Source organism: Geobacter sp. FeAm09 (assembly GCF_008330225.1).
In the GTDB taxonomy this organism is placed as follows: Bacteria; Desulfobacterota; Desulfuromonadia; order Geobacterales; family Pseudopelobacteraceae; genus Oryzomonas.
Map to the genome: position 1 here is coordinate 2,116,675 of NZ_CP042466.1, position 15,625 is coordinate 2,132,299.

Annotated in this window: 16 protein-coding genes; 3 read left to right on the forward strand and 13 right to left on the reverse strand. The window is 61.2% G+C overall.

Annotated elements, in window-relative coordinates; genetic code table 11:
• Window positions 1-41: 41 nt before the first annotated feature.
• From FO488_RS09970 to iorA, 7 genes are all read right to left on the reverse strand, one after another.
• Window positions 42-1,181, reverse strand: coding sequence for an ABC transporter substrate-binding protein (locus tag FO488_RS09970; protein WP_149210429.1), 1,140 nt, complete (start codon window positions 1,179-1,181; stop codon window positions 42-44).
• A 35-nt stretch (window positions 1,182-1,216) separates the two neighbouring features.
• Window positions 1,217-2,356, reverse strand: a complete 1,140-nt coding sequence (locus tag FO488_RS09975; protein WP_149210430.1) for an ABC transporter substrate-binding protein — start codon at window positions 2,354-2,356, stop codon at window positions 1,217-1,219.
• Between the two features lie 24 nt (window positions 2,357-2,380).
• Entirely contained in the window at window positions 2,381-2,812 is a 432-nt protein-coding gene (locus FO488_RS09980) for an ACT domain-containing protein (protein ID WP_149210431.1), read from the reverse strand.
• 180 nt (window positions 2,813-2,992) lie between these two features.
• A complete protein-coding gene (locus FO488_RS09985; protein WP_149210432.1) occupies window positions 2,993-4,294 on the reverse strand; it encodes a phenylacetate--CoA ligase family protein in 1,302 nt (433 codons plus the stop codon).
• 13 nt (window positions 4,295-4,307) lie between these two features.
• On the reverse strand, window positions 4,308-4,883 hold the full coding sequence (locus FO488_RS09990; RefSeq protein WP_149210433.1) for a carbonic anhydrase: 576 nt from the start codon (window positions 4,881-4,883) through the stop codon (window positions 4,308-4,310).
• Window positions 4,880-5,473, reverse strand: coding sequence for an indolepyruvate oxidoreductase subunit beta (locus tag FO488_RS09995; RefSeq protein WP_149210434.1), 594 nt, complete (start codon window positions 5,471-5,473; stop codon window positions 4,880-4,882). The genes FO488_RS09990 and FO488_RS09995 overlap by 4 nt, the downstream gene beginning before the upstream one ends.
• Entirely contained in the window at window positions 5,470-7,233 is a 1,764-nt protein-coding gene (gene iorA, locus FO488_RS10000; RefSeq protein WP_149210435.1) for an indolepyruvate ferredoxin oxidoreductase subunit alpha, read from the reverse strand. The genes FO488_RS09995 and iorA overlap by 4 nt, the downstream gene beginning before the upstream one ends.
• 210 nt (window positions 7,234-7,443) lie before the next feature.
• Here iorA and FO488_RS10005 point away from each other — a divergent pair, with 210 nt between their 5' ends.
• From FO488_RS10005 to FO488_RS10015, 3 genes are read left to right on the forward strand one after another with little or no spacing between them, the layout of a single operon-like run.
• Window positions 7,444-8,085: an ATP-binding cassette domain-containing protein gene (locus tag FO488_RS10005; protein WP_149210436.1), complete on the forward strand. Its 642-nt coding sequence runs from the start codon at window positions 7,444-7,446 to the stop codon at window positions 8,083-8,085.
• A gap of 16 nt (window positions 8,086-8,101) precedes the next feature.
• On the forward strand, window positions 8,102-9,061 hold the full coding sequence (locus FO488_RS10010; RefSeq protein ID WP_149210437.1) for an MlaD family protein: 960 nt from the start codon (window positions 8,102-8,104) through the stop codon (window positions 9,059-9,061).
• Window positions 9,054-10,028: a lipopolysaccharide assembly protein LapB gene (locus FO488_RS10015; RefSeq protein ID WP_149210438.1), complete on the forward strand. Its 975-nt coding sequence runs from the start codon at window positions 9,054-9,056 to the stop codon at window positions 10,026-10,028. Before FO488_RS10010 ends, FO488_RS10015 begins: the two co-directional genes overlap by 8 nt.
• Here FO488_RS10015 and FO488_RS10020 read toward each other — a convergent pair.
• The 6 genes from FO488_RS10020 to FO488_RS10045 form a co-directional block, all read right to left on the reverse strand.
• Window positions 9,977-10,897, reverse strand: a complete 921-nt coding sequence (locus tag FO488_RS10020; protein WP_149210439.1) for an exopolyphosphatase — start codon at window positions 10,895-10,897, stop codon at window positions 9,977-9,979. The genes FO488_RS10015 and FO488_RS10020 overlap by 52 nt on opposite strands.
• Window positions 10,897-11,505: a Na/Pi cotransporter family protein gene (locus tag FO488_RS10025; protein ID WP_205743252.1), complete on the reverse strand. Its 609-nt coding sequence runs from the start codon at window positions 11,503-11,505 to the stop codon at window positions 10,897-10,899. Before FO488_RS10025 ends, FO488_RS10020 begins: the two co-directional genes overlap by 1 nt.
• Window positions 11,472-12,596 carry a Na/Pi symporter gene (locus FO488_RS10030; protein ID WP_149210441.1) on the reverse strand — a complete coding sequence of 375 codons (1,125 nt, stop codon included), beginning with the start codon at window positions 12,594-12,596 and terminating at the stop codon, window positions 11,472-11,474. Before FO488_RS10030 ends, FO488_RS10025 begins: the two co-directional genes overlap by 34 nt.
• Window positions 12,597-12,923: 327 nt before the next feature.
• Window positions 12,924-13,199, reverse strand: coding sequence for an HU family DNA-binding protein (locus FO488_RS10035; protein WP_149210442.1), 276 nt, complete (start codon window positions 13,197-13,199; stop codon window positions 12,924-12,926).
• Window positions 13,200-13,260: 61 nt separating this feature from the next.
• A complete protein-coding gene (locus FO488_RS10040; protein ID WP_149210443.1) occupies window positions 13,261-14,292 on the reverse strand; it encodes a lipopolysaccharide assembly protein LapB in 1,032 nt (343 codons plus the stop codon).
• Complete coding sequence (locus FO488_RS10045; protein ID WP_149210444.1) at window positions 14,289-15,620, reverse strand: class I SAM-dependent RNA methyltransferase; 1,332 nt, start codon at window positions 15,618-15,620, stop codon at window positions 14,289-14,291. Before FO488_RS10045 ends, FO488_RS10040 begins: the two co-directional genes overlap by 4 nt.
• Window positions 15,621-15,625 lie beyond the last annotated feature (5 nt).

Below are 15,625 nucleotides of genomic sequence, written 5' to 3' on the forward strand. Positions count from 1 at the left end.
CCTTCATGGGGAGGGAGTTTCCGTTCATGGTGTGGCGTCTGCTACTTGACGATAGTCCAGTCCCTCTTTTTCACCTCTACCAGCACAAAGGCGTCCTTGTTCAAACCGGCATGGTCCTGGGCGGAGTAGCTGAACACCCCCCCGATGCCGGCAAACCCGTGCGTCTTTTCCAGCTGGTCCCGAATCGTGGCGCGCGTGTCGCCGCCACGTTCGATGGCGTTTTTCAGCAGCATGACCGCATCCCAGGCATGGCCGCCGAAATGGTCCCCCTCGGCCCGGTAATGCCGCTGGTAGTCCTTGACAAAGGCCAGCAGGGGATTCTTCTGGTGATCCGAACCGGGGAGCAGGTCCGCCACGATCACCTTGCCGGAAGGGAGCTTGATCCCTTCGGCCGCATCACCGGCCAGTTCGATGAATTTCTTGGAAGACACGCCGTGGCTCATGAACAGGGGCGTTTTGATGCCCAACTGGCGGGCGTTTTTGGCAATGACCGCCGGACCGGGGTTGGTGCCCCAGCAGATGATCGCCTGGGCCTGGGAGCCCCTGATCTTGGTCAGTTGGGCGGTCATGTCCGTATCCTTGGGACCGTAGGTATCGTCGGACACGATGGTGATGCCGTATTTACGGGCCTGGGCCTTGAGCTGCTCCCGCCCCGAGGCGCCAAAGCCGTCGGAAACGGTCAGGATGGCGACCTTGGACTGCTTATGCCGCTGCAGGTATTCGTAGATCTTGCCGACCGCAAGGGTATCGTTCTGGGCGGTCTTGAAGACCCACTTCTTGACCGGTTCGGTAATTTTGATGCCGGCGGAACACGAGATAAGAGGCACCTTTTCCCGCTCGGCCACCGGGATTACCGCCATGGATTCGCCGGTGGTGCTGGGGCCGATGATGGCCGCCACATGGTCGTCCCGGACCAGTTTTGTGGCGAGCTGCACCGCCTTGGTGGCATCGCCGGAGGTATCATAGACCACCAGTTCCAGCTTGTGCCCCTTGACTCCGCCCGCCTTGTTGATTTCATCCACCACCATCTTGGCCGTATTGCGCTCCGGTTCCCCCAGAAAGGCCGCCGGCCCGGTCACGGCAAACAGCCCGCCGATCTTGATGGGAGCGGCGGCGAACGCGACACCCGCCGAAAGCGTGGTAACAATTGCAACGAGAAACGACACACATCGAAGACCCATGACACCCTCCGCGCAGTTTTATGAAATTTTGGGAACTACTTGACCAGCGCCCAGTCGCCCTTCGTGATCCTCACCATCTCAAAGGCCGATAGGTCGAGACCGTTGTGATCCTTGGGGGACATGGTGAAGACACCGGAAACGCTGACCAGCTTACTGGCCTGTTCGATGCCGTTCCTGATCTGCTCCGCGCCTGGTCCTGCCTTCTTCAGGGCGCCGGTAATGAGCAGGAAGGCATCATAGGCATAACCGCCAAAGGTGGAGGCCTCACTGCCGAAGCTCTTCCTGTAGGCCTGGTCGTACTCCCTGAGGAGCTTTACCTGGGGATCGTTCTTGGGCAGCACGTCATAGATGGCGAGCTTGCCGGCCGGCAGCATGACCCCCTCGGCGCTATCCGCGCCGGCCAGCTCGATATATTTCTTTGAGGCCACGCCGTGGCTCATGTAGAGCGGCGTCTTGATGCCGAGCTGCTTCACATTTTTGGTGATGACCGCCGGACCGGGATTGGTGCCCCAACAGATGATGGCGTCCGGTTTGATGCCGCGGATCTTAGTCAACTGGGCGGTCATATCGGTATCCTTGGGGCCATAGACCTCGTCGGCCACGATCCTGAACCCCTTCCTGGCTGCCAGCGCCTTGAGCTGTTCGCGGCCCGAGGAGCCGAACCCGTCGGTCACCGTCAGAAGGGCGATTTTGTTCTGCCGCTGCTTCGCCATCTGATTGAGGATCTTTTCGGCTGCCACATGGTCGTTGGCGGGGGTCTTGAAGACCCATTTCCTGGCCGGATCGGTGATCTTGATGCCGGCGGCGCAGGAGATCAGCGGAATCTTCTCCTTTTCCACCACCGGGATGACCGCCATGGATTCGCCGGTGGTGCTGGGGCCGACGATGACGGCGACCCTGTCGTCCCTGATCAGCCTGGTCGCCAATTGGACCGCCTTGGTGGCATCGCCGCCGGTATCGTAGATGACCGCCTCCAGCTTGACGCCGTTGATTCCCCCCTTGGCGTTGGCCTGATTGACCAGCATCTCAAGGGTTCTCTTTTCCGGTTCCCCGAGGAAGGCCGCCGGCCCGGTCACGGCGAACAGGCCGCCGATCTTCACCGTTCCCGCGGCATGGAGCGCCGTGGCGGACAAAAGGCTGATACCCATGCAGCAGACCGCGATCAGCTTTTTCATGCTTCCCCCTTTACGGAACCGCATTTACATGCTGTAGAGACGCTCCCCCGCCAGCACGCTGAAATTGTTGGCCTTGAGCACATCGATGGCCTTGTCGGTTTCATCGAAACGGAAGATGATCACCGCATTGCCGCCGCAGCGCTCGACAAAGGCGTACATGTACTCTACGTTGATCTGCTCAGTATCCAGGGTCTGGAGTATGGCCCCCAACCCGCCGGGACGGTCGGGCACCTCGACGGCGACCACCTCGGTCTTGTTGACGGTGAACCCTTTTTCCTTGAGCACCCGGTTGGCCGTCTCCACATCATTCACGATCAGGCGCAGGATGCCGAAGTCCGAGGTATCGGCCAGGGACAACGCCCTGATGTTGATGCCGCTCTCGCCCAGGATGCGGGTGATTTCGGCCAGACGACCCGATTTGTTCTCGATGAAGATGGATATCTGCTCGACTTTCATATTGACCTCCCTGTGGGAAAGACCTAACACCCGCCACAGAGACACAGAGAACTTCAAAACCATCCCCCAAACAATTCATATATTGGGCTTTACCTAAGAATGATTTTGCCTTTTCTCCTGTTTTTCCTCTGTGTCTCTGTGTCTCCGTGGCAGGTTTTGATCCGTGGCAAATGGTTGATGTTAGAATCTCCGTTTGTCGATGACCCGTACCGCCTTGCCTTCGCTGCGTTGAATGGACTTGGGCTCCACCAGTTTGGCGGTGCAGGTGATCCCCAGCACATCCTTGATCTCTTTCTCGATCCGCTTCGCCAAAAGCTGCAGCATCTTGATCTCGTCGGAGAAGAGCCCTTCGTCAACCTCCACATGAACTTCCAGGGTATCCAGATTGTCCTTGCGGTCCACTATCAGCAGGTAATGGGGCTCGACCCCTTCGATGCCCACCAGGATCGATTCGATCTGGGAGGGGAAGACGTTGACCCCGCGGATGATCAGCATGTCGTCGGAGCGGCCGCTCATGCGGCTCATGCGGGCATGGGTCCGGCCGCACACGCAGGGCTCGTAGGAGATGCTGGTAATGTCGCGGGTGCGGTAACGGATCAGGGGGATTCCCTGCTTGGTGATGGTGGTGATGACCAGTTCGCCCCGCTCTCCCTCGGGCAGGCGCTGGCCGGTCGCGGGATCAATGATCTCGGGGATGAAGTGGTCCTCCCAGATGTGCAATCCCTTCTTGGCCTCGATGCATTCGATGGCCACCCCCGGCCCCATGATCTCGGACAGGCCGTAGATATCGATGGCCGACAGGTTCAGTTTCGCCTCGATCTCGCCCCTCATGGCCTCGGACCAGGGTTCGGCCCCGAAGATGCCGACCCGCAGCTTGAGCTTTTTGAAATCGATCCCTTCGGCCCTGGCCTCCTCGGCCATGAAGAGCGAATAGGACGGGGTGCAGGTCAGTACCGTGGAGCCGAAATCCTGCATGATCATGATCTGGCGCTTGGTGTTGCCGCCCGAGATGGGGATGACCGACGCTCCCAGCCGTTCGGCGCCGTAATGGGCCCCCAGGCCGCCGGTAAAGAGCCCGTAGCCGTAGGCATTGTGGATGATATCGCCCCGGTGGGCGCCGGCCGCCATAAATGAGCGGGCCATCAATTCGCTCCAGGTCTCGATATCTTTGTGGGTATAGCCGACCACGGTCGGTTTGCCGGTGGTGCCGGAGGAAGCGTGGATGCGGACGACCTCTTCCAGGGGCGCGGCAAACAGGCCGTAGGGATAGGAGTCGCGCATGTCCTGCTTGGTGGTGAAGGGAAAACGTTGCAGATCGTCCAGGCTGCGCACGTCGGCGGGCCTGAGCCCGGCCTTGTCGAAAGAAGCCTTGTAAAATGGGACATTGGCATACACCCTTTCAACCACGGCTTGCAGCCGTTTGAGCTGCAACGCCTCCAGCGCCGGGCGGGGCAGGGTCTCAAACTCTTCGTTAAAATACATGCGTCTTACCTCGTTAAAGTATATGGGCAGCAAAACTCTCCTGGGTATAACCGTCCACAACCACGTCCAGATGGCCGTCGTCGGGGCAGAACAGCAGGCCGTGTATCGGCACGTCCTTGGGGATCAGCGGGTTGTGGCGGATGACCTTGACCACCCGCTCCACGTTTTCCAGCGGATGGTTGAAGATCCCCAGCCATTGTTTCAGGTCGGGCACGTGGATATCGATGACATCGGGAGAAATGCCCCGTCTGATCATGTCGCTCTTGACCGATTCGGCATCCAGTTCGGCCATGCCGCAATCCCGGTGCCCGATGACGAAGACCTCTTCGACCCCCAGCATGAAGATGCCGGCCACCAGACTGCGGATGACCGCCCCAGCCATGGGGTCCACGATGATGTTGCCGGCGTTCTTGATAACCTTGGCGTCGCCGCGTTTCAGCCCCATGGCCGGTTCGAGGAAGTCCACCAGACGGGTATCCATGCAGGTGAAGATGGCCAATTGCTTCTTGGGCGATTTGGGCAGCGGCGGAAAAGCGTTCGGTTTGGTAAAGCGCCGGTTGGCGGTGATGATCGCCTCAAGCTGGGTCATAGCGTGCTCCCCCCGGAGGAACGGCCCAGGAGGAAGGCTTTTTTATTCACCTCCAGCGCCTTCTTCGGCACCATCCTTTCGATAGCCTGCAGCCAGTATTGCTCATCGATATCCAGCCGCCGGGATACGGCCCCCAAAAGCACCGTATTGGCGGCCCGGACATTGCCCGCCTCGCTGGCCAGTTTCTGGCCGTCCAGCAGCAGGAAGTCGGGAAAATGCTCCCTGATCCGCTCCGTGATCCCTTCCGGGTAGGCTTCCCGGCCCATGAGCACCGAAGGCGGCGCGATGCGCAGGTCGTTGGCCACCACGGTCCCCCCCTGCTTGAGCAGTGGCAGGGAACGGCAGGTCTCCATCAGCTCGAAACCGAACAGGATGTCCCCCTCCCCTTCCGGCACCGTGGGGGAAAAGACCTCGCTGCCGTAGCGCACATGGGAGACCACGCTGCCGCCGCGTTGGGACATGCCGTGAATCTCGCTCTTCTTGACGTCGAAACCGGCAAGCAGCACGGCCTCGGAAAGGATCTCCGCAGCCAGCAGGATGCCCTGCCCGCCGACCCCGACCAGCAGAATGTTGGTTATGCGGTTATTCATTTGCCCCTCCCGATCGCGTCGAACTTGCACAGCTGCCGGCAGACGTCGCAACCGGTGCAGAGCAGCGGGTCGATGAAAGCCTTGCCCTTCTTGCTGCCGTCTCCGGCCGGTCGCCACTCGATGGCCGGACAGCCGATCTTGAGGCAGGCGCGGCAACCGGTGCACTTCTCGACCGCAACCTCATAGGCCGGCCCCTTTTGAAAGACCCCTTCCCGCTTGACCAGGACGCAGGGCTTGTCGGTGATGATCACGGAGGTTTCGGGGCGCGCCATCTCCTCCCGAAGCACGCTTTGGGTCTGCTCCAGGTCAAAGGGGTTGATCACCCGGATATGCTTGACCCCCAGCGATTTGCAGAGCAGGGGGAAATCTATGCGGTGGGACGGGTCGTCCATCAGGGTGAAGCCGGAGGCAGGATTGTCCTGGCGGCCGGTCATGGCGGTAATGCGGTTGTCCAGGATCACCACCGTGGAGGACGAGTTATTGTAGACCATGTCCATCAGGCCGTTGATGCCGGTATGCAGGAAGGTGGAGTCGCCGATCACGGCCACGACCTTCTTTTTCTCCTCCTCCGATACGACCTTGCTGACGCCGGTGGCCATGCCGATGGAGGCGCCCATGCAGACGCAGGTATCCATGGCCGAGAGCGGCGGCATGAACCCCAGGGTGTAACAGCCGATATCGCCGGTAACGTAGGCCTTGAGCTGGTTGAGGGCGAAGAACACCCCGCGGTGGGGGCAACCGGGACACATGTTGGGTGGCCGCCCGGGGAGCGTGTCGCCGGCGGCGACGGGGGGCTGCTGAAGGCCGAAAGCGGTGCGAATCCGCCCCGGGGACAGCTCGCCGCACAAGGAGATCAGTTCCTTGCCGGTCACGGCGATGCCCAGGGCCTTGACCTGCTCCTCGATAAAGGGGTCCAACTCCTCCACCACGTAGAGCTTGTCCACCTGGGCGGCGAATTCACGAATCAACGCCTGAGGCAGGGGGTGCACCATGCCCAGCTTGAGGGTCGATGCGTCGGGCAGGGCCTCGCGCACATACTGGTAACAGACGCCTGAGGTGATGATGCCGATGGAGGTGTCGCGCAGTTCCCGGCGGTTGATGGCCATGGTGGCGCCCGCCTCGGAGAGGTTTGTGATGCGCTCCTCCACCAGAGGATGTCGGACACGGGCATTGCCCGGCAGCATCACCAGTTTGGCGGCATTTTTGATCAGCTTCGGCTCGGGCAGGTCGTTCGCCCGCTCGCCCAAGGTGACGATGGACTTGCTATGGGAGATGCGGGTGGTGGTGCGCAGCATGACCGGGGTGTCGTACTGCTCGGAGAGTTCAAAGGCCAGCCGGGTAAATTCCTTGCATTCCAGGGAATCGGCAGGCTCCAGCATCGGCACCTTGGCAAACTTGGCGTAGTTGCGGTTATCCTGTTCGTTCTGGGAGGAGTGCATCTCGGGATCATCGGCCGTGACCAGGACCAGACCGCCGTTCACGCCGGTATAGGAAAGGGTGAAGAGCGGATCGGCCGCCACGTTGACTCCCACATGCTTCATGGTGCACAGGGCGCGGCCGCCGCCGAAGGAGGCCCCGATGGCCACCTCCAGGGCAACCTTTTCGTTGGGAGCCCAGGAGGAGTTGATTTCCTTGTAGTTGACGGTATTTTCGAGGATCTCGGTGGAGGGGGTGCCGGGATAGGCGCAGGCCACACGACAGCCGGCCTCGTAGGCGCCCCGGGCAATGGCCTCATTGCCGGACAGGATTTCTTTCTTCATCTGGTTTCCTTGGGGTAATCAGTTTTATAAAGCCGCATAGGATTGTGAACTATACTAAAAGAGCGCCGGGAATGCAATTCGTTTGCAATCGGCGGAACTTGCAAAAATTGTTTTCCTATCATGAAAACAGACGTAAAGAGGGGCGGCAATCGGGGCCATCCGGGGCGCTTAGGAATTGACATCGTCCTATTTGTCGCTAGTATGTAGAACATGTCGTGGAGTGTGGAATTCAGAAACGTTGCCTGCGCTGGCCTCCCGGAAAAGGTTTCGCTCCAGATCCAGGGAGGGCGTTCGGCCCTGGTGGTCACCCCGCGGGGGGATGAAGGGCACATGCTGGTGCGGCTCATTACCGGCCTGTCCCATCCTGTCCACGGTTCGGTGCATGTGGATGGCCAGGACCTGGCCGGGCTGTCGTCGGCACAGATCTACCGGATGCGGCAGCGCATCGGCATTGTCCCGCAAAAAGGCGGTCTGGTTTCAAACCTGAAGCTCTGGGAGAATATGACGCTGCCCCTGCTCTACACCCGGGGGAACGTCCCGCCGGAAGCGGAAGAAACGGCCCTGCGCTATTTGGAGATGTTCGGCTACCGCGGCAACATCATGGCCCTGCCCGCCCACTTGACGCCCCACGAAAAGCGCATGGCGGCCTTTATCCGGGCCGCCCTGTGCTCGCCGCAGGTCATGGTCTACGCCAACTGCTTCGACGACCTGACGGGGGCGGTACGCGCCCAATGGGGTGCCATCACAACGGAATTTCACCGCAGTTCACCCGGCATGACGTCGATCTGTCTGGCCGCCTCGCCGGACGTGGCCCGGGACGTGCCGGTCGACGACATCATTTCGCTCCAGTGAGGAACAGCGCCGAGCCATGATACGCGAACAAGATCCCAGGTTCAAACATCTCGAACGAAAGATCGGCATCTTCATAGCGCTTGCCCTGGCCGGCATTGCCGTGGCCATTGTCTTGTTCGGCCTGCAGAAGGATTTCTTCTCCAAAAAATACAGCCTGCATTTTACCGTGGACCGGGGCACCGGCTTCACCAAGGGGATGCCGGTCAAACTCTCCGGGTTCAGGATCGGCCGGGTCACCTCCATCGCCCTCAACGACCAGGCCATGGTGGATATCGCCATCGAGATCGACAGCAAGTACCGGACCTGGATCCGCAGCGACTCCATCGTCAAGCAGGTCAAGGAAGGGTTGGTGGGCGACACCATCGTCGAGGTTTCGGTCGGCTCCCTCGACAAGCCGGAACTGAAGAACAACGAGGCCATCAGCTACGTGAAAACCAAGGCGCTGGACGAGTTGGCCGACGAGATTGCCGACAAGGTCAAGCCGGTCCTGATCGAGGTGCGGGACATCATCGGCTATGTCAACGACCCCAACGGCGATCTCAAGAAAACCATTCGCAACCTGGAGCTACTGACCCGCAACCTGGAGGGGACCCGCCGGAATGCCGACCGGCTGCTCGTATCGGCCAACGGCAACATGGACCGCATTGCCGGACAGGCCAGCAGCGTGCTCGACACCACCAACCGGAAAATCGAGAGCATCGACCTGGCACCGACCCTGGACAAGGTGAATAACGCCATCGATACGCTGGACAGAAAATTGCCGCCGCTCCTGGACAAGGCCGACGCCACCCTGGGCAACGTGGCGCAGATCTCCCGGGACACCCGCACCAAGCTGCCCGGCCTGCTCTCCCAGGCCGAAGACGTCATGTTCAGCACCGACAAGCTGCTCAATTCCCTCCAGAATACCTGGCTCTTGCGGGATTCGTCCCCGCCGGCGGGCAATCAGCTGTTCATCAGGGGGGACAGCTATGAATAGCTGGCACACACCCCGGCAGCGACTGGCCGTTCTGCTGGCCCTCCTCTTCCTGGCGGGCTGCTTTGGCGGCGGCACCAAGGTGGTGCGCTCCGAGGCCCAATCCCGGGCCGACACGCTCCTCAAGCGGGCCATCCGTGCCGAACAGAAGGGAGAGGCTGCCGAGGCCGACAGGCTGTTCAGGGAGGCGCTCACCATCAGTTCGTCCATCGAGGACACCCCGGCGAAAGCGGTGGAACTCATCAACCTGGCCCGGCTGAGCCGCTTGCACAACGACCTTGCCGCCGCCGCAGCCGCCATCGATGCAGCGCTGGCGCTACTCACCTCCCAGGGCAACCTCTACAGCGAGGCGGCCCACGAGAAGGCGCTTATCTGCCTGGCCGGCGGCGATCCGGCAACCGCACTGACCTGGGCACAGCGGGCCGCAGCGGCGGAAACGGGGACATCCCTGGGGAGGCGGCTCAACCTGGTGGGGCGCATCTTCCTGGCGCAGGGGGAGTGGCTCAAGGCCGGTCAGACGGTGAAAAGGGCTTTGGAGGAGAATCGTGGGGACAACAACCGGGAGGAACGGGCCAATTCCCTGCGGATGTTGGGAATCCTCGCCCGGCACGGCAACGATCCGGACGGGGCGGAGCAGTTATTGAAGGAAGCGCTGGGGATCGACAAGCAGATCGGCGCCAGCGCCAAAATCGCCGCGGATCTGGAGGAGTTGGCAGCCACGGCCCGCGCAGCCGGGGACCACAACAAAACGGCCCGCTACCTGGAGCGGGCCTCTGATGTTCACTACAACGCCGGCAGGTTCGGGGCGGCCGGGGTGGCCCAGTCTGCGCTGGCGGACCTGTTCAGCCAATTGGGGGACGGCTCCCGGGCCGAGGCTTCCCGGGCAAAGGCCCGCGAACTGGCCGAGCGGGCATCGGCTCAAAAGCCGACGACGCCACCCGCAACCACCAGTCCCTCCAGCAGCCCGTAGTCGCTCACCTTCATGGTGTCGAACCCGAACCGCTCCATGGTGTGCAGGGTGATGAGAATCCCGGCGATGATCAGGTCTTCCCTCCCCTTCTCCAGGCCGGGTATGGTCAACCGTTCCTCCGGGGCCATGGGGAGCAGGCGGGCGTAAATGGCCTCGATCTGCTGCCGGGAGATGGTGGCGTTGTTGACCTTGCGGTAGTCGTAGTCCCGCATTCCCATGGCGATGGCCGCCAGGGTGGTCGCGGTGCCGGCGGTGCCCACCAGGGTCGCGCCGGGCGCCGGCCTGTCGTGGGCCGTTGCCATCTCCTGCTGGAGCAGGTCCAGTTCCCGACCGATCTTTTCCGAGACCGCCTGTGGCGTCACCTTTCCCTCGGTGAGCCTGACCACTCCCATGGGCAGGCTGCGGACGAACCGGGCGCGGCCGCCCCGGGCAAGGGTATATTCGGTGCTGCCGCCGCCCACATCGAAGACCAGGAGTTCCTCCTCACGCCGGTCAAGTCCGGCCAGAACGCCGGCCAGGGTCAACTCCCCCTCATGGATGCCGTCGATAACCCGAAGCTCGATGCCGGTCCTGCAGCGGACCTGTTCCACGAATGCCGGACCGTTGGCCGCATCCCGCACGGCGCTGGTTGCGACGGCGCGGACCTGGGAGACGTTCAGCTCGCCGATGATGCCGGCAAAACGTTGCAGGCAGTCCAGACCCCGGCGTTGGGCGTCCCCGGAGAGCCCTTCCTCGCGAGTGAAGCCGCCGCCCATGCGGACGACCTGCCGTTCGAGACGCACATGTTCAAAACCGTCGTCCCGAGGCTCCGCCACGAGCAGCCGGGCGGTGTTGGTGCCGAAATCTATGGCCGCAATCCTGGTGTCCATCAGCGTCTCCTCTCCTGGCAGGCGATGATGTTCCAGCATAACCGGGCAATCCCCTCGAAGTCCGACGTCATCTCATTGAACAGCTTGGCGGCCCGCGGCGGGCAGGTGCCGTTGCTCATCCGCTCGAAATGGTTCTGCCGTGCGGTGTCGAAGGCGACGCGGGCCGCTCCCTTTGCCGCCGCCAGATCGAAACCGTCCCGGATGAAACCGTGCCGGATCATCTGTTCGGTATCGCCGATGGCGCCGGCCACGACCTGGGCAAGCCGCTTCAGGTCGTCCATCGCATCTTCCGAGAAAACGACGCCTGCCTCTTTTTTGCCGACAATGCCCTTCAGGATGTTTTCGCAACGGTCCCCCACATGCTCCAGGTCGCTGACCGTCTGAAAAAGCCCGGGGATGTCGTAGCTGATCTCGGGGCTGTCCGCGATTCGGGCCAGGGCGGCAAGGAACGTGGTGATCTCGTGATTGAGCGAATCGAGCACCTGCTCATGCTGCCGAATGGTATCCGCCCTGCGGGCGTCGAAATCGGAGAGGACTTCGTGCATATCGGCGTACATGAACGCCGTCACCGACATCATGCGGACGATTTCCTTGCGGACCTGTTCCATGGCCAGGGGGGGGTATTGAGGATGCGCTCGTCCAGGTATCCGGCACACGGCTGGGACGCGACCGCCCCACTGCCGGTGATTGCGGATGAGCCGCCGAGCATGCGGGCCAGGGGAGCGCTGATGGCTATCAGGATACACGCCACCAGAAAGCTGGAAACCGTATGCACCCATGACAGTTGGCAGAAAAGCGGTTGCCCCGCGCTACAGGCGCCCGACCATTCGGCGAACGGCAGGCGCTGGGCGGCCTCCAGCATGAGCGAAGCCAGGGGCACGAGCAGCAGGGCCACCGAGAAGGCAAAAAACAGGTAGGTCGTGGCGACCCTGCGGGTCACGGAATTCCCCCCGACCGATGCCAGGGCCCCCATGGCCGCTACACCGATCAGGCCTCCCAACACCATGCGCGAGGCGGTTACGGGATCGATCTGATACCCCGACGACAGTGAGGCCACGACCGTTACCGAAGAGCGGGCCGACTGCACGAGGAACGATACCAGCGCCCCGAAGAGGGTTGCCAGGATCGGCTGGTGGAAAAACAACTCGTTGAAGGTGGTGTAGAAGGGGTGATGGTCAAAGGGGCGATAGCTCCCCTCCAGGAGGGTCAGCCCCAGAAAGAGCAGGCCGACTCCCAGGATGAGGTCACCGGCGTTGGCATAGCGGCGCTTGCGGGCAAAGAATTTGAGCACGACGCCGGAAAAGATGAGCGGAGTGGAAATCAGGCTGTAGGGGATGATGTGGATGTGCAGCGGCAGCGAGGCGCCGATGAGGACTCCCCCCAAAACACTCAGCGCCTGAAAGGTATTCAGGACGCCGCCGTTGACGAGGCCCATGGTGAAGATCACCGCAGCGCTGCCGGAATTAACCGCCAAGGCGGCGGCCATGCCGAACAGCATGGAATAGAAGCGGTTGGAGGTAAGCGTGGTAAAGACGTCCCTGATGCGGGCATCGGCCACGGTCCGGATGCCGTCCGACATCAGACGCATACCGAGCAAAAAAAGGCCGATCCCACCCAAGGCGCCCTCAATCAGACTGAGAGGCATATCGGTACTGCTCCATAATTCATTAGTTCCGGGAAACTCTGCCTGAAGCGGCATGCCCGGTTATTGATCGTTTCCATTCAGCGTGCGGTTTCCGCACAAATTGAGCGCGAAAAGACGCGGGCTCCTGGCTGAAAACTATACCAGAGCCCCTGCAAAAAGCACAGCTAATTGTTCCCGCGCCGTGTCACGTCCGACACCGTGCTCCGGGAACCACCAAGTACAACGCACTGAATTAACGATCAAATGATATTCAACCAGAGGTGAGAGCTCATGGCGGCAGCCGACAAACGCCCCTCTCGCCCGTGGGAGGCGAGGGGGGACATCACATCGCATTGAATCTGCAAAACACCATGAAGCTTGCTGTTGGGAGGTTTTTCAGGCCTAACCGAGCACCCGCTCCTTCAACTCCTTGCCGACCTTGAAGAAGGGGAGCTTTTTGGGGCTAACCGTTATCTGCTCGCCTGTTTTGGGGTTTCTCCCGGTGTAGGTGTCGTAACTCTTGATGACAAAGCTGCCCAGCCCGCGAATCTCGATGCGTTCGCCTTCCACCATGGCTTCGGTCATGGAGTTGAAAATAAGATTAACGATCTCTTCAGCCCGTTTGTTGGAGATGTCCTTCCTGATCGCCAACTGCTCAATAAGCTCGGATTTGTTCATGTCTGCTCATACCTCCGGATTTGTGCCACTTCAGGCCGTTGTAAGTAACGTAACGGCGACCTCAGTGACCACACCCCCCGAGATATCGCCTTACGATATATGCTGCGTCATTGCTGCGGCCGCACTGCATCAGAACATCGCGGAGCCTCTCGGCCGCCATACGGGCCGCCGGAGTAGCCAGAAGCCCGCTATACATATCGATTGCCCGGTCAGTGTCACCGGCAAGAACATGGACATCCGCGCGCAGCATCCGGGACTGTTCCGCCAATATCCCGGCCGCCATCATGGCCTCAAGCTGCTGTCCCGCCTCATGAAGCCGTTGTCCTTCGATCAACAGCAGGGCCAATCCCAAATGGGCCAGGGAATTAGCGCCATTTGTCACGATTGCCTCACGAAAACAGGTTTCAGCCGTCGTGACGTCGCCAAGCCGAAACTGGATCATGCCCTTTTCGTAGCAGTAAATATCGTGATCTGAACCAGTATACCACGCTTCAAGTTGCTTTAAAGCGTCGCCATGCCGGTTCCCGCTGGCAATCACGTACATCGATGCAAATTCCTCTCCCAAATCGGAATACCGTCCATACATTTCACGCGGAAGCTGCTGGATCAACAGATCATAATATTCCATTAACGGCATATTTACGTCGCTAAAATCGCTTGTTACGTATTCTTCCGGAGCACAGGAACTGCACGAAGAACACCCACTTACGGAAGCGCTTTCTCTCTGTTCAGCGTCGTTTCCGCAACAGAGGGCAGCCAACTCTTCCGCCTTTTCCCGTAGTACGGCATCGTCAGTCAGCGATTTTGCCAGCTCCAGGTGCTCGAGCGCCTTATCCGGCAGCCCCCGGCTCAAGGCGGATTCCGCCTCGCTGATATTCAACCCGGCCAACGCATGATTGGCGCTGCCGATCCGCTCTTCACAGACAGCCAGCAGCGCCTCCGCCCCCTGTGCGCCGTTCGAACCGGAAAGGAGCCGCCGGGCATCCTCATAGGCGCAACGGGCCTCGAAATAATGGTGTTCCTTCAGGAACCGGTCGCCACGCGCCACCATGTCGGCAGGATTCTTGGAAAACAGTTTTTTCAGGATATTCACGCCGCCACCTCCGATTGTTCCCTGTGAAGCAGGGTCACGCTTTCCAAATGGAATGTCTGGGGAAACATATCGAGCGGGACACTCTCCGCCACGTGATACCCCTGCCGCGCCAGAAGGCCGCAGTCCCGGGCCAGGGTGCTGGAATCGCAGGATATATAGATGATCGTGTCCGGCTTCAGGCCGCTGAGCCCCGTCATGGCTTCTGCCGCTCCGGTACGGGGCGGGTCCAGGATCACCGTGTCGAATCGCCGCCCCGCTGCGGCAAGCCGCGCGACCCCCTCGGCGGCATCGGTGCAGAGGTATTCCGCATTGGATACGCCATTCAAGCGGCAGTTGTCCCGGGCCGCCGAGATGGAATCCCCGTACCCCTCCAACCCGGTTATGCCCGCCACGCAACCGGCCAGGGGCAAGGAAAAATTGCCGTTGCCGCAGTAGAGGTCGAGCAGGTGCTCATGGCCGCGAAACGCCGCCATACGCCGGACAATCTCCAAAATGGCGCGGTTCTGGCTACCATTCACCTGGGAGAATCCACCCGGCCGGAAGGTGAGCGTGGCCGGCGGGGAGTCCGGAGCGGTGGCCGGCATGGAATAAGCGAGATAGCCGTCTCCGCAGATCTTCCTGAGGGTGGATTTGCGGCCACTCTGCAGGAAGATGCCGGTCAGGGGGGCCAGTTCATGAAAACACCCCTGGAAGAAGCGGGCAACGGCATCATGGTCGTTTCCGATGTAATTGATCGTTGCGACCGCTTCGTCATCGCCGCATTCGATGTTGATCTGGGGGATGGCGGCCGGCTCGGCAAACGACGCCAGGACGCTCCGCAGGTTGGACAGGGCCTCGTTGATGGCCGGCGCGGCGATGGGACACCCCTGGGCGGCATCCTCCACAAAATGGCTGGCATTGCGGAAAAAACCGATCTTCAGCCCGTCCGGGGCGGCGTGCAGCTTGAACTGGACCCGGTTGCGGTAGCCGTATTCCCGGGGCGAGGCTACGGCCTCCCCTACCCGTTCTCCGGGCACCCGGCCGCCCCGCCACAGGGTCTCGGCGTGGATGCTCCGCTTTGCCGCAAGCTGGTGGGAATAGGCGATATGCTGCCAACTGCAGCCACCGCACGTGCCGAATAACGGACAGGGAGGGGGAACCCGCAGGGGTGACGGGGTGACAAGCTCGACAATTCGGGCCGTCAGGTACGAGCGTTTCTCTGCTGTGACCGCCAGGCGGACCTCATCGCCGGGACAGCTCAGAGGGACAAAGCAGACCTTGCCGTCGATGCGGCATACCCCGTTGCCGCCAAAGGCGAGGCTGTCGATAATCGCAACCGGTGACGTCATGCGGG